This is a genomic window from Micromonospora sp. NPDC049081 (genome assembly GCF_040648835.1).
GTDB classification, from domain to species: Bacteria; Actinomycetota; Actinomycetes; order Mycobacteriales; family Micromonosporaceae; genus Micromonospora; species Micromonospora antibiotica.
In genome coordinates this window covers 90180-109735 of the sequence record NZ_JBEZEK010000023.1, presented here as the reverse complement: position 1 = coordinate 109735, position 19556 = coordinate 90180, and the positions used below count along the sequence as shown (strand labels likewise).

Annotated in this window: 20 protein-coding genes and 2 pseudogenes; 7 read left to right on the top strand and 15 right to left on the bottom strand. The window is 71.5% G+C overall.

All coding sequences use genetic code 11. The features are described from left to right. Positions 1–72: 72 nt before the first annotated feature. The 8 genes and pseudogenes from AB0B63_RS26275 to AB0B63_RS26240 form a co-directional block, all read right to left on the bottom strand. Complete coding sequence (locus AB0B63_RS26275) at positions 73–810, bottom strand: hypothetical protein (RefSeq protein WP_357023350.1); 738 nt, start codon at positions 808–810, stop codon at positions 73–75. Beyond that, positions 807–1352, bottom strand: a complete 546-nt coding sequence (locus AB0B63_RS26270; RefSeq protein ID WP_357023347.1) for a hypothetical protein — start codon at positions 1350–1352, stop codon at positions 807–809. Before AB0B63_RS26270 ends, AB0B63_RS26275 begins: the two co-directional genes overlap by 4 nt. A gap of 303 nt (positions 1353–1655) precedes the next feature. Further along, on the bottom strand, positions 1656–2567 hold the full coding sequence (locus AB0B63_RS26265) for a hypothetical protein (RefSeq protein ID WP_357023344.1): 912 nt from the start codon (positions 2565–2567) through the stop codon (positions 1656–1658). A gap of 605 nt (positions 2568–3172) precedes the next feature. Further along, positions 3173–3466, bottom strand: a complete 294-nt coding sequence (locus AB0B63_RS26260) for a hypothetical protein (RefSeq protein ID WP_357023341.1) — start codon at positions 3464–3466, stop codon at positions 3173–3175. Between the two features lie 162 nt (positions 3467–3628). Next, complete coding sequence (gene hppD, locus AB0B63_RS26255; protein WP_357023356.1) at positions 3629–4822, bottom strand: 4-hydroxyphenylpyruvate dioxygenase; 1194 nt, start codon at positions 4820–4822, stop codon at positions 3629–3631. A 315-nt stretch (positions 4823–5137) separates the two neighbouring features. Continuing rightward, a pseudogene (locus AB0B63_RS26250) lies at positions 5138–5962 on the bottom strand (prenyltransferase); the annotation flags it as partial. A 603-nt stretch (positions 5963–6565) separates the two neighbouring features. Further along, complete coding sequence (locus AB0B63_RS26245) at positions 6566–6739, bottom strand: putative ATP-grasp target RiPP (RefSeq protein ID WP_204925396.1); 174 nt, start codon at positions 6737–6739, stop codon at positions 6566–6568. Positions 6740–6923: 184 nt separating this feature from the next. Beyond that, the gene (locus AB0B63_RS26240; protein ID WP_357023338.1) at positions 6924–8204 is read right to left on the bottom strand and encodes an alpha/beta fold hydrolase; all 1281 of its coding nucleotides are present in this window, start codon (positions 8202–8204) and stop codon (positions 6924–6926) included. A gap of 119 nt (positions 8205–8323) precedes the next feature. Here AB0B63_RS26240 and AB0B63_RS26235 point away from each other — a divergent pair, with 119 nt between their 5' ends. Both AB0B63_RS26235 and AB0B63_RS26230 read left to right on the top strand, forming a co-directional pair. Further along, complete coding sequence (locus AB0B63_RS26235) at positions 8324–10558, top strand: histidine kinase (protein ID WP_357023335.1); 2235 nt, start codon at positions 8324–8326, stop codon at positions 10556–10558. Beyond that, the gene (locus AB0B63_RS26230; RefSeq protein WP_208565009.1) at positions 10555–11349 is read left to right on the top strand and encodes a response regulator transcription factor; all 795 of its coding nucleotides are present in this window, start codon (positions 10555–10557) and stop codon (positions 11347–11349) included. Before AB0B63_RS26235 ends, AB0B63_RS26230 begins: the two co-directional genes overlap by 4 nt. Before the next feature lie 198 nt (positions 11350–11547). Here AB0B63_RS26230 and AB0B63_RS26225 read toward each other — a convergent pair whose 3' ends face one another. Further along, on the bottom strand, positions 11548–11676 hold the full coding sequence (locus AB0B63_RS26225) for a transposase (protein WP_208565008.1): 129 nt from the start codon (positions 11674–11676) through the stop codon (positions 11548–11550). A 202-nt stretch (positions 11677–11878) separates the two neighbouring features. Here AB0B63_RS26225 and AB0B63_RS26220 point away from each other — a divergent pair, with 202 nt between their 5' ends. The 3 genes from AB0B63_RS26220 to AB0B63_RS26210 all read left to right on the top strand — a co-directional run bounded on the left by AB0B63_RS26220 (position 11879) and on the right by AB0B63_RS26210 (position 15278). After that, positions 11879–13966: a copper-translocating P-type ATPase gene (locus AB0B63_RS26220; protein ID WP_357023331.1), complete on the top strand. Its 2088-nt coding sequence runs from the start codon at positions 11879–11881 to the stop codon at positions 13964–13966. 37 nt (positions 13967–14003) lie between these two features. Further along, positions 14004–14489 (top strand): hypothetical protein, encoded by a 486-nt coding sequence (locus AB0B63_RS26215; protein ID WP_357023329.1) that lies wholly within the window; start codon positions 14004–14006, stop codon positions 14487–14489. An 81-nt stretch (positions 14490–14570) separates the two neighbouring features. After that, entirely contained in the window at positions 14571–15278 is a 708-nt protein-coding gene (locus AB0B63_RS26210; RefSeq protein WP_357023326.1) for a DUF305 domain-containing protein, read from the top strand. Between the two features lie 52 nt (positions 15279–15330). Here the strand turns inward: AB0B63_RS26210 and AB0B63_RS26205 are convergent, their stop codons facing one another. The 4 genes from AB0B63_RS26205 to AB0B63_RS26190 form a co-directional block, all read right to left on the bottom strand. Next, positions 15331–15471, bottom strand: coding sequence for a multicopper oxidase domain-containing protein (locus AB0B63_RS26205; RefSeq protein WP_357023324.1), 141 nt, complete (start codon positions 15469–15471; stop codon positions 15331–15333). Between the two features lie 269 nt (positions 15472–15740). Beyond that, a complete protein-coding gene (locus tag AB0B63_RS26200) occupies positions 15741–15974 on the bottom strand; it encodes a hypothetical protein (RefSeq protein ID WP_357023321.1) in 234 nt (77 codons plus the stop codon). A 20-nt stretch (positions 15975–15994) separates the two neighbouring features. Beyond that, positions 15995–16213: a hypothetical protein gene (locus AB0B63_RS26195; RefSeq protein WP_357023319.1), complete on the bottom strand. Its 219-nt coding sequence runs from the start codon at positions 16211–16213 to the stop codon at positions 15995–15997. Between the two features lie 263 nt (positions 16214–16476). Next, positions 16477–17415 carry a LysR family transcriptional regulator gene (locus AB0B63_RS26190; RefSeq protein WP_357023316.1) on the bottom strand — a complete coding sequence of 313 codons (939 nt, stop codon included), beginning with the start codon at positions 17413–17415 and terminating at the stop codon, positions 16477–16479. Positions 17416–17524: 109 nt separating this feature from the next. Between AB0B63_RS26190 and AB0B63_RS26185 the strand changes: the two genes are divergently transcribed. Further along, entirely contained in the window at positions 17525–18442 is a 918-nt protein-coding gene (locus AB0B63_RS26185) for an NAD(P)H-binding protein (RefSeq protein WP_208565005.1), read from the top strand. Next, entirely contained in the window at positions 18432–18797 is a 366-nt protein-coding gene (locus tag AB0B63_RS26180) for a darcynin family protein (protein ID WP_357023313.1), read from the top strand. The genes AB0B63_RS26185 and AB0B63_RS26180 overlap by 11 nt, the downstream gene beginning before the upstream one ends. An 89-nt stretch (positions 18798–18886) precedes the next feature. On the opposite strand, the gene AB0B63_RS26175 is transcribed toward AB0B63_RS26180, so the two are convergent. Further along, on the bottom strand, positions 18887–19027 hold the full coding sequence (locus AB0B63_RS26175; protein ID WP_208565003.1) for a hypothetical protein: 141 nt from the start codon (positions 19025–19027) through the stop codon (positions 18887–18889). A gap of 199 nt (positions 19028–19226) precedes the next feature. Continuing rightward, positions 19227–19550: pseudogene (locus AB0B63_RS26170) on the bottom strand (transposase); the annotation flags it as partial. Positions 19551–19556: the final 6 nt, after the last annotated feature.

The window sequence follows — 19556 nt, the reverse complement described above, 5'->3', positions numbered from 1 at the left end:
TCCCGGTTGACCCCCATCGAGTACGAGACCATCATGACCCCACCGGCCAATCAGGCCGCGTGACTGAAACTGTCACCTATCGGTGCAGCAGACCCTGGTGCGGGCCGACTCACCCGTCATCACGTTTGGTCCGTGTACTGCCCGCCGCTTGTCGTCGTCCTGCAGCGCTTGACGGGCCTGTTCGGCGGCTGCGGTTGTAGCGGTGTGCTGCGCCCTAGCCGCATTCCATGCCTGGTAGGCGGCCTGAAAGGCGGCACCTGCCTGGCGATGCTCGACGCTGTCCCGTTTGGTCGTGGCGACTGTGGCACTGTGCCGCAACGCATCCGCGCCGCTGGACCGGATGCGCTGCCGCAGCTGCCTCAGGGCGTCGACCTGGTGCTCGTGGATCGCTCGGTCATCAGTCGAGAGGAGGACCGATTCGGATTGCCGGCCGCGCAGCGCGCGATCGGCGAGGTCACGCATGGCCTTATCGGCGTGATCGATGTCCACCGGGGTGGTGTTTTGCTCGGCGCGGACCCGTCGCTCGAGCCACCTGATCGTGGCGGTCAGCGACTTCACCGCCGCTTCGACCTCGGCCACATCGTCGGCTAGTTCCTCGCGCAGCTCGTTCTGTGCCTCGCGGATCTCCTGGGTGGCCTGGTCGAGCACATCGAGCCGGTCGTCATGGAGTTGGACCTGTCCGTCGAGGGCTTCGTGCTTCTCCTGCAGCTCGTAAACCTCGCCGGACGTTGTGGACACTTGGCGACTTAGCCGTTCGACGGTGTCGGTCAAGTTCCGGAGATCCGTCTGCTGGTAGGTGGAGTACGTCATTTCGTGTCCTCCGCTTCGGTGCCGTCGTAAAGCCAGCAGACCATCGACATCACCAGCAGCGGCAGCAGGGCCGACAGCCAGAACGCTGATAGCAACCGAAGCACCGCGACGACCACCAACGCAGCGCAGGCCACCACGATGAGCGCGCCGACGGCCCGGCTACGGTGCCCGATTCGCTGGGCGTGAGGTTCGCTCAGCGTGACGACCACGGCCACCAAGCCCACCACGATGACCGGCACCAGATACCAGCGACTGAACCAGCCGGCCACGACGAACCCACCCATGACCAGCATCGCCGCCGCAGCAGCTCCACCGGCGACGTAGACGACACGGCTACTGATCTGCCGGCGCTGCTCGTCGATCAACACCGGGATCCGCGCCCCGAAGTCCAGCAGCTGCGTCGTGGCCGCGAAAACCTCCGCCCGTTGCGAGCAGTACGCCGCCGTCCCGGGCTCCGTCGCGGCCAGATCCTCGTGGCGCTTACGCAGCACTCGTTGGAGCCGCTCCGCTTCCCCTTGATGATCCAGTTTTGGCTTACCCACAGGCTGCACCACCTTCTTCGACCACCACGTAGACCGCACGCACCATATCGGCCACTGTCACTCTAGGCGGTGGGCCTGACACTTAATGAAGTGTCGATCAAGGGCTCGAGAGTCGTCCGGCGCTGTTGGCGGATCGGTGGACACGCCGAGCCGCCTCATCTGGGCACTGATCAGATCCCTCGTACCAACTCCGTGAACGCGACCGTCACCCGCCGGGCGGGCAGGACGTCAGTGGCGAGTTCGTAGTGTCCGCGTGCGCACCGCAGACGCGGCGCACCGCGAGGCGGAACTTTCTCCCGACCGTCAGAAGGATGCGGTGTACGGGCGCTCGGGCGTGTTGTCGAACGGTTCGAACAGGCTGGCGATTGTCTTGGCATGTAGCTTGCCGGGGTTGGTCATCAGCATGGTGTAGTCGCTGTCCTGGAAGAGCGTGTCCAGGATGCCCTCCCAGTCGTAGTCGGTGGTGGATTCGCGTAGCTGCTCCAGGTCGTCGTCGAAGGCGCCGAGTTCGAGTTCGACGGTGGCGCGGTCGGTCATGAGGTGCAGAGCCATCTCTTCGGCGTTGGTGCGGGGGTGGGGTTCGGCGCCGTGGGCGAGGTCGGCGGCCAGGTCGAGGAACGCGGTGCGGAACCGCTCCAGCGCGACCGGGGACAGATGCCGGAAGAACGGCGGGAACTCCTCCCAGCCGTCCGGGTCCTCCAGCGCCGCTGTGACTTCGTCGCTGAGGATCTCCGCTGCGGTGTGCAGGATCAGGGCGGTCCGGGGGGTGATCACCGGGGGCATGCAGGTGTCGCACTCGCCGCTGTCGCAGGCCGCGCAGTCGAGGCATCCATCGGCGCAGGTCGTGCAGGTGTCGCATCCACCCGTCGGGCAGCCGGTGACCGGGAAGCTGGCGAATCCTGCGGTCGCTCGGCGTCGCAGGTGCACGGCCAGGGCGTGAGGGTTGGTATCGAGGGCCTCGACGATCGAGGTGACCGCGGCGCGGACCGGGCCCGGCTCGGCGTCGAGTGCGGCCAGTAACCGGTCCCGGGTCAGCTCGGGCGGGTGCCCGACAGCCAACAGGTTCAACAGATCCGCGACGGTGTCGGCCCGCTCCGGCGTGGGGAACGTGGCCAGGGCCTCCACCGTTTCCCCGCCGCCGTGGTCAACGATGGCGAACACTCGGTGGGTACTGGCGGTGTGCTGCGGCAGGAAGCCGTGATAGATCGTCCTCATCTGGGAGTCCTTCTAATGGGTGGGCCCACTCAACGGGCGGGCTCCGCGAGGGAGAGAGCATGACGGGGCTGCACGTCGCGGTACGTCCACAACGCCGGTGCCCAAGAAGATTCGCGGCTGCCTGCCGGGGTTCGACCCTGGCCGCGTGACCAGATACCTGACTATCAGAGTCGGACCTACCAGGCAAGCTCGGTCTTCAACAGACCGCCGCTGCGTCCCTCGCCGGATCCGACTTCCCAGCATGGCCGAAGGGGTGGCCGTCGCACGCCGCCCTGGTCGGGGTGATCGGGGGTGCTCCGTGGGTGCTCGGACGTCGGGGAGCTGGCCCGGACGGACTGGACTGAGCCGGATTCTTTACTCTACTTTCGAGTAGAACACATATTGATGAATGCCGCGATAGTTCCGCACCTGCAATAACGCATTCGGATCGGGGTGGACGGGGCTGGACTTGACTGGAGCCTTCGCCTTACGCATAGGAGCACATGACTACGGATCAGAAGGTTAGGGGTTCGAGTCCCTTCGGGCGCACAAGATCACAAAGGGTCTGACCTGCCGATACGGCGGTCAGACCCTTTCTGCTGTCTGGCCCGTGTGGACGGCGGGTGTCACGTGGGTGCGATGTATGCAGCCCCGGAAGCGGCCTTCTCGTGGGTTCGCTGGGAGGTGACCTGCGGCTTTGCGGCCTGCTCGCGCTTCGGCGGGGTTGGAGCACCTGTTTTCGGTTTCGTCGGCGCCGGTGTGCCGGCTTTGGGGCTGCGGTCGGGCCGGTTCTTGCGGGCGCTGGCTTTGATCTTCCGGCGGGTGCGGCGGGTGGCGTTGAGGACCAGTTGGGCGGTGGCGTCGGCGCAGCGGCGCTGGATCTGCGGTAGGACGCTGGTGTAGGTGTCGGCCGTGATCACGATGCTGGAGTGCCCGAGGAGGTCCTGCAGGGTCTTCCGGTCGGCGCCGGCCTCGTGGGCGAGCGACGCGGCGCCGTGATGTCCGGGCGTGGCCCAATCTCCGCGGCGGTGCTGCTCGTGAGCCAGGGCCGGCGGCTGATCCGGGGCGACGCGCCGTTACGGTCAAAGATTGCCGCGGCTTTCCTGCTCGCGTTCGATGGCCTCGAACAGGGCCTTGAAGTTGCCCTTCCCGAAGCCTGCCGAGCTGTGCCGCTCGATCAGCTCGAAGAACACCGTCGGGCGGTCCTGGACCGGCTTGGTGAAGATCTGCAGCAGGTAGCCGTCCTCGTCCCGGTCGACCAGGATCCGGCGCCGGCGCAGATCCTCGATCGGAACCCGGACGTCGCCGACGCGCGCGCGAAGCTCCGCGTCGTAGTACGAGTCGGGGGTGTCGAGGAACTCGACGCCGGCCGCCGTCATCGCGTCGACGCTCGCGACGATGTCGGGCGTCGCCAGCGCCACGTGCTGGACCCCGGGCCCGCCGTAGAACTGCAGGTACTCGTCGATCTGCGAGCGCCCGCGGGACACGGCCGGCTCGTTGAGCGGGAACTTCATCCGGCGCGTACCGTCGGAGACGACCTTGCTCATCAGCGCCGAGTACTCGGTGGCGATGTCGTCGGCGACGAACTCGGCCATGTTGGTGAAGCCCATGACGCAGCGGTAGAACTCGACCCACTCGTCCATCGCGCCGAGCTCTACGTTGCCGACCACGTGGTCGACGGCCAGGAAGAACTCGCCGGCGGCCGGTGCCTTCGGCGGCGCGCACGCGACGAAGCCCGGCAGGAACGGTCCGGTGTACCGGGAACGGTCGATCAAGGTGTGTCGGGTGTCGCCGTATGCGGCGATCGTGGCCGTGCGCACCGTACCGTGCTCGTCGGTGAGGTCGTGCGGCTCGGCGATCGCCGTGGCACCCCGTTGCGTGGCGTACCAGAAGGCGGCGTCCACGTCCGTCACCTCGATCGCGACGTCCTGGATTCCGTCGCCGTGCTTCGCGTGGTGAGCCGCCCCGTCTGCCTCGGCGTGCACCGCGCCGGCGAGGACGAACCGGGCCGTGCCGCTGACCATCACGTATTCGGCGTAGTCACGGTACCCCTGATGCGGGCCGCGCATCGCGACGCAAGTCATGCCGAACGCGGTGCGGTAGTAGTGGGCCGCCTGTACCGCGTTGCCGACGACGAACCGGAGGTGGTCGAGGCCCTCGACCGGGAAGGGATCGTCAGCGGCGCGCTCGACGGCGCCGATGAGGTCGGCGACCGTACGATCGGCGGCGGCGACCGCCGGCGTGGCTTCCGGCTTTGTTGCGGCCGGGGCCTCCAGCGTTGTCGCGGCTGGCGGGGCCTGCGTCACCGTCACGGCCGTCGCGGCCTCCGGCGCTCCCGAGGCATGAGCCTGGGCTCGGGCTCGGCTCGCGAGCCACAGGCGGTGGCCGAACAGTGCCGCGTAAGCGGCCAGGACGACGCTCAGCACGGCGATCGACGTGCCGCCGGCCCCGCGCCGGGCGGCGTCGAGGACCATGCCCAGCATCGCCGCCGCGACGATGAGCGACACGTGGTTGGACGCCCAGAACACGACCGGCGTCATCCGGCGCGGGTCGAGATCGCGCATGGCGCCGCCGCGCAGCTGCACGGCGAGCCACCAGGACAGCGGCGCGGTCACCGTCATCAGCGCCCAGACGAGCCACGGAACCCAGCCGGCCAGCGCGAAGGCGGTCAGGGCCAGGTAAGCGACGGGCTGCACGCCGACGATCACGGTCACCGCGCGGCGGTAGCCGAGGATCACCGGCAAGGTGCGCTTGCCGACCAGTTCGTCGGACTGTCGGTCGCCGAGGTTCATCACCATCATCCGGGCCGCCTGCAGCAGCGCGGTCGGGGCCAGCACGGCCAGCAGGAGCGTTGGTACCCGCCCGGTCTGCAGCACCACCGCAACCGCGGGCCACAGGCCGTTGAGGATCGCAGCGACCGTGAACTCCCCCGCCGCGCGGTAGTTAAGCCGCAGTGGCGGCGCCGTGTAGAACCAGGCCAGCACGACGGTACCGGTCGCGAGCAGTCGCGTGGGCCAGGTCGGCATGACCGCCACCATCACGATCGACGCGCTCAGCAGCACGAACGCGGTGCCGAGCGCCACCAGCGGTGGCACGAGCCCGTCGACCAAGGCTCGGCTGCCGCCGGTCCAAGGCGTGAAGTAGACGTTCGCCCGGTCGGCCTCTAGGTCGAAGTACTCGTTGCAGTAGTGGGTGGTGACGTGGACGGTCCAGGCGAACACCTGGGCGAGCAAGTACCACTTCACGTCTATCGCATGCCCCTGGTGGACCGCCACGGCCACCCCGAGGCCGACCGGCAGGACGTTGTACAGCAGGAACCGCAGGCGGGCCAGGCGCACGAAGCCGCGCACTTTGACGCGCGGAGCGATAAATCCGGTCGATGCGGTGGTCAGGCGGTTTCCCGGTACAACACTCATCGGGACCATCTCTTCGTAGGCGGACGGTTGCCTGGACCGTACGCCACCGTCGAGGGCCTGCACTATCGGCGACATCAATGTTTTACATTTAGCATTATCGGGGTGATTACATTAATCCAAATGACGCTGATTAATCTGTTGAACCTGCGACGCGGCTCTGCCGGTCGTGTGTCAACGTCCTACCGGCTGGCCGGGATCCCCAGGGCGATTGCGTAGTCGGGTAGCAGTGCCTTGAGCTGGGAGCCTCCGAGGTCGGTGGCGTCTGAAGCACTGCGCACTGCCGGCACGCCGCGCACCCCGCCAGGCGGGCGTCGACGAGGGCCGGCAATGGCCAGTTCGACGGCCTTCCCCAGGCGGACGCGGGCGACGCGACGGTGTCGCCGCGCATCAAGGCGACCTCGCCGAGACCGTGGTCAGCGTAGGCCCAGCTGAGGGGCCGCCGCCGTCGGCCTGGCCGCGCTCGTAGCGAAACCCGTGCTCGGCGAGCACCCGCGGGCGTGAGGTCATCCGACCAGTCGGTCATCGCCGCACCGTCATCGGCGCCCCTGGTGGAGTGGCCGTCGCCGACCGGCCGGGACAGGGCGGGCCGGCGACGGCGGCCGATCAGAAGTCGCTGTCGGTGTCGTTCCGGCCCCCGCTGGGGATGTCGTCGATGGTCTTCGACGAACCCCCGACGTCCCGCCTCGGCAGGCCGCCCAGCATTCGGGCGAGCTGCTCGTCGGCCAGTTCCACGCCGCCTGCCGGAATCGTGTCGATCCGTACCGTCTTGCGCCTCATGTCGTACCCCTGTTCACCCTGAGGGAGCGCCCGGCTGCTCGGCCGGACGAACGCCAGTGTGTGGCCGCCGGGAACCGCCTGGGACCAGGGATCTCCCTGGTTCGGGACCCCAGTCTTGGCTGGCCGGGTGTCCGCCGGACGCGCGGCCGGGCCGGCGCTGGAGCGATCGTCGCCGGGGTCCGACTCACGACGGGGGTCGGGCCGAGGTGTAGGCCGGCAGCGGCAGCGGCTCGTCGCGCAGGAACGCGCGGAGCAGCGCGTCGTACGCCTCCCGCTGGCCGGAGGTGATGTCGTGTCCCGTATGCGGCAGGTAGACCAGGGTCGCCTGCGGCAACGTGCGCCGGTATTCGTACGTTTCCTCCCACGGGACGAAGTCGCACTCGCCGCGCATGATCAGCGCCGGCACCCGGGCCTGCCGGAGCGCGGGCCGCGGATCGGGGATGCGGGCGAAGTCCTCCACCGTCAGTTGGTTGGCGTAGAAGCCCTGGTGGTTGTCGTGCACCCCGGCGGGTGCCGAACCGGGGCAGCGGGCGGTGTCCTTACCGAGCACGGCGACGGCGTGCATCAGCGCGTCCGCCTCGTCGTCGCCGACGAGCGCGTGCGCCGCGTTCGGGTTGACGCCCTGCAGGACCGCCTGGGCGACGACCCGGGGCGAGGCGAACAGGTCGTCGCGCTGCCGACGCTGCTCGGCGGTCATCCGGGCCCAGGGGTCGCCGCCTCCGCCGTCCGGGTAGGCGCCCGCCCAGATCGGTCCGGGCGAGGTGAACACGACCCGGGCGACGTGCTGCGGGTGGGCCGCGAGATACTGCGCCGCGAGCGACCCGCCCCACGACTGCCCGACGAGAACGACGCGCTCGGCGCCCAGCTCGACACGGATCGCGTCGAGGTCGGCGACCTGCCGGGCGACGGTGTAGCCGGTGACGTCGGCGAGCCGGGTGGACCGGCCGGCGCCGAGCTGGTCGTAGGCGTAGACCTCGAAGCCGTCGGCAGCGAGCAGGGCACCGACGGCGGGCACCCCCTCCCCCGGGGTGCCGGGGCCGCCGTGCAGGAAGAGCACGGGCGTCGGGCGGGGCGTGCCGGAGGCGGCGGCGTGGACGTACGCGATCCGTGATCCGGTGGGCAGGTCCCAGAACCGGACGCCGGCGGGCGGGGGCGGGGCGGTCGGGTGCGGGCCGGGCCGGAACACGGTCACGGCGGCGAGCCCGGCGACGGTGACGGTGACGGCGGCGGCCAGCGCCGTCGCGGCGCGGCTCCGGCGGCGTACGCCGAGCAGCGCGAACGCGGGCCGGGCGAAGAGCTGGGCGACGGTGCCCAGCAACACGAGCCCTACCGCGCACAGCAGCGGTATCCAGGCGGTGACGAGCGCGGTGGCGACGAAGCCCGCGCCGCCCACGGTCACGGCGGTGGCCACGGCGACCGGCAGCAGCAGGACGCCGATGCTCCGGCGAACAAGGGAACGAACCATGAAGATCATGCTGGCCGGTGCCTGGCGCAGGCGCGTCGTGCCACAGGACGGCTTCCGCGCGCCCCACCCCCGTCTCGCGGCGGGGTCCCGACCGGCCGGGCGGCCCGTACCATCGGGGGATGCGACGCTGGGCCCCTGACCTGGGCGACACCTGGGCTCCCGGCGCCGTGGCGGTGTCGCAGGCGCTGTGGTGGCTCGCCGCCCGGCCGGACCCGCGGCTGGCACCCGGCGTCTGCGCCGTCGCCTTCGTCGCCGTGGTCGCGCTGCTCTACCGCAGGCGGGTGCCCGGCCCGGCGCTGGCCGGTGCCGCCCTGGCCACCGCGCTGGCCGCCCCCGTCGTCGGGGCCGCCCCGGCCGGCCCGGCCGCGGTGCTGCTGACGGCGTACGCGCTGGTGGTGCACCGCACGGCGGCGGTCTCGGCGGCCGGCGTCGCGGCCGTGGTGGCCGGGTTCGCCGTGACGGCGGCGGCCTCCGGCGCGTCGGCGCGGGCCACCGTCGCGACTGCGCTCGTGCTCGGGGCCGTGGCCGCCGGGGTGTGGGCGGTCGGGCGGTTCCGCCGTCGGGTCCGCGCCGACCGGGCCTCGGCCGAGGCCTTCCGGGCGGCCGTGGACGGTTTCGCGCCGCTCGCGGTCGCGCAGGAACGCCGGCGGCTCTCGACCGAGCTGCACGACGTGGCCGGTCACCGGCTGACCGCGATCCTCGTGTCCGCCGGTGCGGCGCTGCGCCTCGCCGACCCGGTGCTGCGGGAGCGGGCGATCGAACACGCGATCGGCGCCGGGCAGGCGGCGGTCGACGACCTGGACCGGGTGGTGGCGTCGGCGGGGCGGGACGACGAGGTCGGCATCGAGGCGGTCGACCAGCTGGTGGCGGGCCACCCGTGGGTGCACTACGAGCGCACCGCGCGGGTCGTCCCGCCGGCGGTCGCGGCCCTGGCGCACCTGATCGTCCGCGAGGCGCTGACCAACCTCATGCGGTACGCGCAGGGCGCGGCGGCGACGGTGCGGATCACCGCCGACCCCGGCGGGTGCACCGTGACGGTGCTCGACGGGGGTGGCAGCCGCGCGGCTGGCGACGTGGGCAGCGGGCTCGGCATCGCCGGGCTCCGCGCCCGGGTCGAGGCGGTCGGCGGCGACCTCGACGCCGGGCCGGCCGGTCCGGGATGGCGGGTCCGGGCCCGGCTGCCGTGGCGGCCCGGGGCGGCACCGGGTGCCCCGCCAGGGACCGGAGCGACGCCGCCCGTCCGGGCGACGACGGGAGCGCCGCCGGGCGTCCGGACCTGGGCCGGGGCCGGCGCGGCGGTCCGGGACGGGGCGATGGTCGTCCTCGCGCTCGGGCTGTCCACGGGCACGGTGCTGCTGCCGGGCGGGGACGGCCCCGATCCGCTGGCCGCGCCGATTCCGGCGACGCTGCTGGTCGCGCTGCTGGTGCTGCACGCGCTGCCGTTGGCGTGGCGCCGGCTCGCGCCCGGCGCGGCGCTGGTCGCGGCGTTGACGGTCCAGGTCGCCTGGCTCGCCGGCACCGCTGCCGGCTGGACCCGGCACGACCCGGCGGAGACGTTCCTGTGGTGCTGGTGGGTCGAGCTGGCGCTGGTGTACGCGGTGGCCGCCTACCGGCCCGCAGCCAGCCTCGGGTTCGCCGCGCCGTTGGCGGTGGCCGCCGTCGGCGGGGTGGCCCTGGGCGCGGGCGCCGACATCACCGGAAACCGTGCCGCGGCCGGTGCGGTGCTGGGCGTCGTGCTCGCGATACCGCTGGGTGCCGCCTGGCTCGCCGGCAGGCTGGTGACGACGCGGCGGTCCCGCCGGTCGACCGCCGAGGCCGCCGCACGGGAGACCGTGCGGCGGCACGCCGACAGCGCGGCGCGGGGCGAGCGCGCGCGCATCGTGGACGACCTACGCGCGAGCGCGCGGCTGCACGCCACCTCGGCGCTCGCCGCGGCCGAGGCGGGCCGGCTGGACGAGGTCGCGGCGCAGGCCCGCGCCGGCCTGGTCGCCCTGCGACGGCTGCTGCACGGGCTGCCCCAGGACCGGCCCGACCCGCCGCCCGCCGTCGCCGCCCTGTCCGACCTGGCGGCGCGCCGCCGGTCGGCGCTGCGGTTCGTCGGCGAGCCACGGTCCCTGCCCGCGCCCCTGGAGGTGGCCGCGCACCGGGCGGGCGCGGCGCTCATCGCCGACGGCGCGGTGGCCACGGTGACGTACGTCGCCGGCGGGATCGGCCTGGAGGTCCGCCGCTGCCCGCCCGTCGGTGCGGAGGTGCTGCGGTCGCTGCGGGATTCGACGGACGCCGCCAGCGGTTCGGTGGCGGTCGACACCGACCGCACCACGGTCCGCGTCTGGTTGCCGGAGGCGCTGCGATGATCCGGGTCATCGTCGCCGACGACGAGGCCACGGTGCGCGCCGGCATCGCCGCGATCCTCGACGCAGAGCCGGACATCGCGGTCGTCGGCCAGGCCCACGACGGTGACTCGGCCGTCGCGCTCGTCGCGTCGACCACTCCCGACGTCGCCGTCCTGGACGTACGCATGCCAGCCCGCCGGCCCCCCACCCCGGGTCCTCCGGTTCGGGGGCTCCGCCCGGAGGGCCCGCCCTCGGGCCGGCCGACCTGCGCCGACGGGATCGCGGCGGCCGCCGCGATCGGGCAGCGGCATCCGGCGACCCGGATCGTCATGCTGACGACGTTCGGCCTCGACGAGTACGTGTTCGCGGCGCTACGGGCCGGAGCGGCCGGGTTCCTGCTCAAGGACGCGGAGCCGCAGCGGGTCATCGACGCCGTCCGGGTCGTCGCCGCCGGGGACGCGATGCTCGACCCGGGGGTCACCCACCGGCTCATCGACCGGTTCGCGACCGGGCCCGGGCCCGAGGACGCCGCACGCCTCGGCGGGCTGACCCCCCGCGAGACGCAGGTGCTGCACCAGGTGGCACGCGGGCTGTCCAACGCCGAGATCGCGGCGGTCCTGGGCATCAGCGCGTCGACGGTCAAGGACCACGTGGCGGTCGTCCTGGGCAAGCTGGGGGTGCGCGACCGGGTGCAGGCGACGATCGCGGCGTACGAGGGCGGGCTGATCCGCCCGGGGGTACGCGAGCAGCAGGCCCCGGAATCGTCGGGGCACCACGGGTCTCCACCGTCGAAGGGCCGGCTGCTCGGATGAAGGTCCGGCCGGTCGGCCATGCCGCACCCGGCCCCTACCGCCCCGTCGACTCCCTGAGTCACGCACGGCTTTTTTCAAGATCTCCTTCTCCAGCTCCAGCTGGGTAACCTGCCGCCGCAACCGGATCAGCTCTGCTCGCTCGTCAGCGGCCAGGTCGCTGGGCCGGCCACCGTCGCGCTCCTGCCGAAGCCGATCCACTCAGTTGCGCAGCGTCTCGTGATTGACGCCCAACTCCCGACCCACGTCCCGGATCGTGCGACCGGAGTCGAGCACCAACGCCGCGGCCTGGCTCCGGAACTCCTCGGGGTACTTGCTCTGTCGAGCCACAGCGGTTTCCTCCTCCTCGGCAGGATGCCAAGTCAGGAGATGTCCGGTCTCAGAGGGTCACTTCACTCGGGGGCTGGGTGGTGACTCCTGTCGAGGGGCCGGTCCGAGACCTTCCTTGGCCGCGCGGTGAGACCGAGTGAGGCGCGAACCACGCATCAGATACCCCCCGGGGGTATAGGATGGATGGCGAGGAGGTGACGAGATGTCCCGTCACACGCACCAGCACGGCGATCACTCGGCCGCTGCGGGCCATGAACAGCACGGCGCGCCCGGGCACGGGGGACACGACAAGCACGCCGGGCATGATCCGGAGGCGTTCCGCCGCAAGTTCTGGCTGAGCCTCGCGCTGACTGTGCCCATCGTGGTGACCAGCCACATGGTGATGGACTGGTTCGGCTATCGGGTCGACTTCCCCGGGATGAACCTGGTCGGGCCGGTGCTGGGCACCGTCGTGTTCGGCTATGGCGGCTGGCCGTTCCTCCAGGGAGCCGTGCGGGAGGTCCGGGATCGCGCGCCCGGGATGATGCTGCTCATCGCGATGGCGATCACCGTGGCCTACGTGGCCTCGCTGGCCACCGCGCTGGGCGCCTTCGACCTGGACTTCTGGTGGGAACTGGCCGCCCTGGTCACCATCATGCTGCTCGGTCACTGGCAGGAGATGAAGGCCATCGGTCAAGCCCAGGGGGCCCTCGCCGCGCTCGCGGCGCTGCTGCCCGACGACGCCGAACGCGTCGGCGAGGACGGCCAACCGCGGCCGGTGGCGGTCGCGGACCTGCGCGTCGGGGACGTGGTGCTGGTCCGGCCGGGCGGGCGGGTACCGGCCGACGGCCAGGTGGTCGACGGCGGCGCCGAACTCGACGAGTCGATGATCACCGGAGAGTCCCGGCCGGTCGCCCGGGGCGTTGGTGACCGGGTGGTGGCCGGAACGGTGGCCACCGACGCGGCGATCCGGGTCCGCGTGAACGCGGTCGGCGAGGACACCGCCCTCGCGGGCATCCAGCGACTGGTCGTGCAGGCGCAGCAGTCCAGCGGGCGGGCGCAGGTGCTCGCCGACCGGTTCGCGGCCTGGCTGTTCTACATCGCCACCGCCACGGCGGCGGTCACCCTCGTCGTCTGGACCGTCGTCGGCAACCTCGGCGAGGCGGTGGTCCGCACCGTCACGGTGCTGGTGATCGCCTGCCCCCACGCCCTCGGTCTGGCCATCCCGCTGGTCATCGCCCTGTCCACCGCCGTGGCGGCCAGGGCTGGGATCCTGGTGAAGGATCGGCTCGCGTTGGAGCGGATGCGTACTGTGGACGCGGTGCTGTTCGACAAGACCGGCACCCTGACCCGCGGCGAACACGCGCTGACCGGCGTCGCGGGCGTCGGCGGCACCGCCGACGACGAGGTCCTCGCGGTCGCGGCCGCGGTCGAGGCCGACAGCGAGCACCCCCTGGCCCGGGCGATCGTGTCCGCCGCCCAGGCACGGCAGCCGGCCCGCCGGGCGTCGGGGTTCCGGTCGTTGACCGGGCGGGGCGTGCGGGCCGAGGTCGACGGCGTCAGCTACGCGGTCGGCGGCCCCGCGATGCTGCGGGAACAGGGCGTGGCAATACCCGAGGAGCTGACCCACCGACAGCGGGAGTGGTCCGACCGGGGAGCCGCGGTGTTGCACCTGCTGCGCCTGGACGGCGACCGGGCCACCGTGGTCGGGGCCCTCGCGTTGGAGGACGAGGTCCGCCCGGAGGCCCGGCAGGCCATCGCCAATCTGCGGGCCCAGGGGGTACGAAAGATCGTCATGATCACGGGGGACGCGCGGCCGGTCGCCGAGGCGGTTGCCGCGGACCTGGGCTTCCGGGCCGGCGACGATGAGGTGTACGCGGAGGTGTTGCCCGCCGACAAGGATGACGCCGTGGCCGACCTGCAGCGGCGGGGCCTGCGGGTGGCGATGGTCGGTGACGGGGTCAACGACGCCCCGGCGCTGGCCCGCGCCGACGTGGGTATCGCGATCGGCGCCGGCACCGATGTGGCCATCGAGTCGGCAGGGGTCGTGCTGGCCTCCTCCGACCCGCGTGGGGTGACCGGGGTGATCGCGCTGTCCCGGGCCTCCTACCGCAAGATGATCCAGAACCTGGCCTGGGCCGCTGGCTACAACGTCGTCGCACTTCCCCTCGCGGCGGGCGCGTTGGCGTGGGCCGGGGTGACTCTCAGTCCGGCCGTCGGGGCGGTGCTGATGTCGGCGTCGACGATCGTGGTGGCGCTGAACGCCCAACTGCTGCGCCGCGTGCGTCTGCGCCCGGAAGAGATGACGTGACGAGGTTGGCGTCGAGACCCGGCAGGAGCCCGGTAGCGTGATGACCGTGACCGGTATGTCGGCGGTGCGAGGCGGACGGCTCGTCCGCTTCGTGCTGTTGACCGCCACCCTGATCGGGCTCGCCGCGATGCACAGCCTGGGTCACGAGCCCACCATGGCTGACCACCACAACCGGTCAGGCATGTCTGCGATCACGCACATGGTGGTGCAGCCCGCGGCGGCCTTGACGAAGACGGGTGCGGCGACGAGCGTGGCTGCCCCGAGCGGGTGTGCCGGGGACGGGTGCGCAGGCCTGAGCTCCGCTCGGGGTGACTCGCCCGGACATGTACCTGGCTGGGCCGTCTGCCTGGCGGTCGTCGGCGCGTTCGGGGTGGCGCTGGTGCTCGCGGCAGCGCTGCTGCGGCGCGCGACGGGCACCACGCCCGGCGACCGTCGCCGGCCGTCCGTGGCGGTTTCCCGTGGCCCGCCCGCCTGGCCCCGGATGGGGCAACGCGTCGCCGCAGTGTCGGTGCTGCGCATTTAGGAGCGACCCCGCGGCGGGCACCCGGCTGGGCCCGCGCGACCGCTTCCGCGCATCCTCACCGACCGAAAGGCTTACCTCGTCATGTCTCGTACCATCCTGCGCCGTGCCCTCGTGGCCGGCGTGAGCCTCACCGCCGCTGCCGTCCTGGCCGGCTGCGGCAGCGGCGACGACCACAGCGCGGTCGGCGGCGGCCACGGCTCGCCCACCGCCGCCGTCCCGTCCGACACCGCGACCGCCTCCGCCCACAATGCGGCGGACGTGATGTTCGCGCAGATGATGATCCCGCACCACCAGCAGGCTGTGGCCATGGCCGATCTCGCCGCCACCCGGGCCGCCGACCCGCAGGTCAAGCAGCTCGCCGCCCAGATCAAGGACGCCCAGGCACCGGAGATCGCGACGATGAGCGGCTGGCTGAACGCCTGGGGCGCGCCCATGCCGCCCGGCAGCGGCAGCACCGGTCCGGGCACGAGTCACGGCGGCAGCGGCATGCCGGGCATGGGCCACGGTGACAGCGCCAGTCCGACCAGCTCCGGGATGCCGGGGATGGATCACGCCATGCCGGGGATGATGTCCGACGCGGACATGGGCCGGCTGGCGGCGGCCTCGGGGCGGGACTTCGACAAGCAGTTCCTCACCATGATGATCGCCCACCACGAGGGCGCGATCACGATGGCGAAGACCGAGGCCACCCAGGGCACCAACACCGACGCGAAGGCCCTCGCCGAGCGGATCAGCACCAGCCAGCGGGCCGAGATCGACACGATGAAGTCCATCCTGGCCAGGATCTGACCGGGAGCGCGGTGGCCGGGATCCGCGTGGACGCCCGGCCACCGCGCCATGCTCAGGCCAGGTACGCGAGGTTGGCCATCATGCCGGTCTCGGCGTGGCACGGGTTGTGGGAGTGGGTCATCCACTGGCCCGGGTCGGCCCCCGCCGCGGCCGACTGGGCCCGGTCCCGCGCGTCATAGCCTGTACCCTTCACACATCACAGTGGATCATGGACAATGCGTACATGCTGGCAATGGGGAGTGCCGACAGTCCCGCCCCGATCCATCTGGCGACACCTGGCCGGAGAGCAGTGTCTGGCGGCTCGGCGACAACGGACCCCGAACCCGTTTCTTCCTGGTGAACTTCCGCCTTGCTCACAACCGTGCCGATGAACTGGAATTCGTCCTCGGAGCTATGGCGGCTGCCAACTATCGCATTAAAGCCCGTCTCGATCTCGATCTCGCCGGAGATCTAGTTCACAGTTCAGAGCCTCACGCGGTCGAAGACGCCGCGCCAACTGGCGTCGGTTCGCACCCGAGGAGGCAGGCGTTGCGCTTGGTGGATGTCATCGTCCGAGTCCTTCCGCCAGACCAGCGTGCCCGATACAGCGAGGAGCTCCGCGCCGAACTGTACGGCCTCGCCGAGAAAAACTGGCGATACGGGGCGCAGCTGCTCTACGTCGCAAGGCAGTTCAACCGGGTATTCGAACTCAGGCACGAGTTGCGGCGCCCCTCCCCTCAGAAGTCGAGCCCGTAATCGCGATGTTGGGCCGCACCGGCGATGCGCACATTCACCGCTTTCAGGAGAACACCGATGCTGACCGCCAGCACGCCGCCCGCTACGCCCCCGTCCTCGCCTCGAGCACCTCGGTGGATGTGGCTGCTGCTTATGCTGCTCTTCGCCGGAATCATCGGTGGGGTCGCCGGACTGCTTTCGTACGCATCGGACGGTAACATCCCCGCCGCTATTCTCACCGGCGGCAGCGCATTCGCGGGTGCACCAGCTTTGCTTTTGGCTATCGCTCATTACACTAGCGGGGGGTGAGCATTAACACTGCACCGACCTGGCCGATCAACCGGGATGTTCGACGCTGGTAACGCTCCAGAGCCCCCGCAAACTGCTCCTGGAACGGGATGTCCCGTCGCCGGTGATCGGCCGCACCCGCAGCCAGCGGCGCCGCTCGCCCCGACGGGCACGTACGCGGCCTGATGCGCGGGTCCTATTCCTCTCGGGTGGGACGGAGCACGTGGCGCACGGCGTCACGCAGCCACTGGTGGGCGCCGTCGACGCTGTGCCGGGGGTGCCAGGCCATGCCGATCGTCAGTGGTGGCAGCGGCAATGGGATCTCCAGCAGGCGCAGTCCCAGCGCGTGCGCCGCGTCGCTGAGCCGTGACGACGGCTCACCCGGCAGCGCGGTCGGTACCAGGCAGACCACGTTCTCGGCTGCGGCCAGCATCATCGCGGCCAGGTGTCCGGGTAGGACGGCGCTGACCCGCCGGCTGAGCCCCTGCGCGGCCAGGGCCGTATCCAGCGGCCCGGTGAAACGTCCGCGGCGGCTGACCGCCACATGCTCGGCCGCAGCGAGCCGGGCGGCGGTCAGCGTTCCCTCGGTGAGGGGGTGCCCGGCCCTGACGCCAGCCGCCATCCGCAGGGTGACGAGTTCTTCGACGCGCGTTTCCGGGTCGACGTGGTCGATGGCCCCGATTTCCAGGTCGATCCGTCCGTCACGCAGCGCGGGGCCCGCCTCCCACTCCTCGGCCAGCACGCGCAGCGAAACGCCCGGCGCCCGCTGTCGGGCGAGCCGGATCAGACCGGGCGTGACTGCGGCGCCGACCAGGTCCGCGGTCTGGACGGTGAAGGTGCGCCGCAGTGCCGCGGGATCGATTCCGCCGCTCGGGGCGAGCAACGCCTCCAGCCGGCGCACCACCGCGCCGGCCTCGTCCCGCAGCGCCTCGGCGCGCGGCGTGGGCACCATCCGCTGTCCGGCCCGCACCAGTAGTGGGTCTCGGAGTGCCCGACGCAACCGGGCCAGGGTGCGGCTCATCGCTGCGGGGGAGGTCTGCAACCGCGCGGCGGCCCGGGTGACGCTCTGCTCGGTCAGCAGGGCGTCGAGAGCGACTGCGAGGTTGGCGTCAAGGTTCGGGGGTGGGCTGCTCACCGAAGTTATTCCATTTCAGGCAATGATTGGATGCTGAAGTTCCCATTGTGGCAATGCGGTGCCCGTCCGCACGATGAACGAGTCCTACCGATCCGACAATCGAGGTTTCATGATCGTGATTACCGGCTCCACCGGGAACATCGGGCGACACCTGCTGTCGCTGCTGATCGAGGCCGCTCCCGCAGGCCGTGAGGAGTTGCGTGTCGTCGTGCGGGATCCGACCCGGCTACCCGAGGGCGTCCGTGAACGGGTAGAGGTGGTCGTCGGCTCGCACGGCGACGCCGCGACCGTCGAGCGTGCCTTCGCCGGGGCGGACGCCGTGTTCTGGCTGGTGCCGCCGGACGCTTCCGTCACGCCCGACGACGCCTACAGCGGCTTCACCCGCCCGGCCGCGCGGGCTTTCGCCGCCAACGGCGTCGGCCATGTTGTCGGCGTCTCCGCACTCGGTCGTGGCACCCCGCAGGCCGCCCAGGCCGGGCTGGTCACCGCCTCCCTGGCCATGGACGACCTGATAGCCGGCTCCGGCGTCGCCTACCGCGCCCTGGCCTGCACGTCCTTCTTCGAGAACCTGCTGGAGGACGTCGACGCGATCCGCGACGACGGCGTCTTCACCGACACCGCCGCCGCAGACCGTCCGGCCCCCATGGTGGCCGTCGCCGACATCGCCGCCGCCGCGGCCGCGCTGCTGCTGGACCGCTCCTGGACCGGCGTGGGCACCGTCCCTGTGCTCGGCCCGCAGGACCTCTCGCCCGACGACCTGGCCCGCATCATGACCGAGGAACTGGGCCGTCCGGTCCGCTACCAGCGTCAGTCGCTCGACGAACTGCGCTCCACCATGCTCGGCTACGGCCTCAACGAGGCGTTCGTCGAGGCCATGGTCGACATGAAACGCGCCAAGGACGAGGGCCTGGACTCGGGCGTCGACCGCTCACCGCAGGCAGGGTCGGCCACCGCGTTCGCGCAGTGGTGCGCCCAGACGCTCCGGCCCGCCGTCCTCACCACCCGGGGGGCCGTCGATGCCCGCTGACCGAACCGAGCCGCCGGTCACCGCTTTCATGCTGGTCAAAACCATGCCCGAGTGGCTGACGATGACCGTGGCCGAACGCGTCCAGGCCTTCACCACCCACGTTCTCCCCGTCATCGAGGCCCGCACCCGCGGTGTCCGCTCCCGCTTCTACGACACGGAGTTCTACTCGGCGCGGGTCACCGACATCTGGGTCTGGGAGGCGGACGACCACGACGCCTACCGCCTGCTGATCGACGCCTTGCGTGAGACCCCCTTCTGGGACCGCTACTTCCAGGTCGTCGACCTGCTCGTGGGCACCGAGAACGGCTACGCCCATACCTACGGCCTGACGCCGCTGGCCACCGTCACCACCTGAGGCACCGCCGGAACGGCCGGTGCCGCCGTCGCCCGACGGCGGCACCGGCTCGGCGGACGACGATCCACCCCGATACCCCCCGTTGCTGTTCAGCGGGCGGCGGCCAGCCGGGCCAGCTGGCCGTCGCCCAGCGGCACGTCCACCGCGTCGACGGCCTCGCCTCGCTGCGCGAGGCTGCTCACGCCGGCGATGGGCCGGATGCCCTGCCGCAGCAGCCAGGCGAGCACCACCTGGTTGCGTGTCGCCCCCGGTCTCGACGGTGATCTGGTCGAGCACGCCGAGGACCCGGCTCGTCCCCGGGTGGTCGTAGGCCTCTGGGAGGGGTTTGTCGGGGCGCACGTAGCCGCCGATGATCAACTGGTGTAGGCCCACACGTCCAGGCCCTCGGTGTGTGCGTAGTCGAGGTCGTCGGCGGCGAGGAGTCTGTGCCCTGTGCGTGGTCCTATCGACGCGGAGGACGTGCGCGAGCAGGTGGGCGTCGCCGCGGTCGGACTTCTTTCGTTGCGCGGCGAGGCGGGAGCGGTAGTTGGCGACCTGAGTTGGGTTCAGCACGACGTTGGGCTGGCCTGCCTTCAGCAGGCCGGCGACCATCAGACCGCGGCCGGTCTCGATTCCGATCGGAATCGACCGCCGGTTCCGCCGGATCGCGGCGAGGGCGGCCAGGAGGCGTGCCAGCCCTTCGGGGTTGTCGGGTAGGCGAGTGTGGGTGATGAGGTGACCGTGGTCATCGATCACGGCGAGATCGTGGTGGCTTTCGCC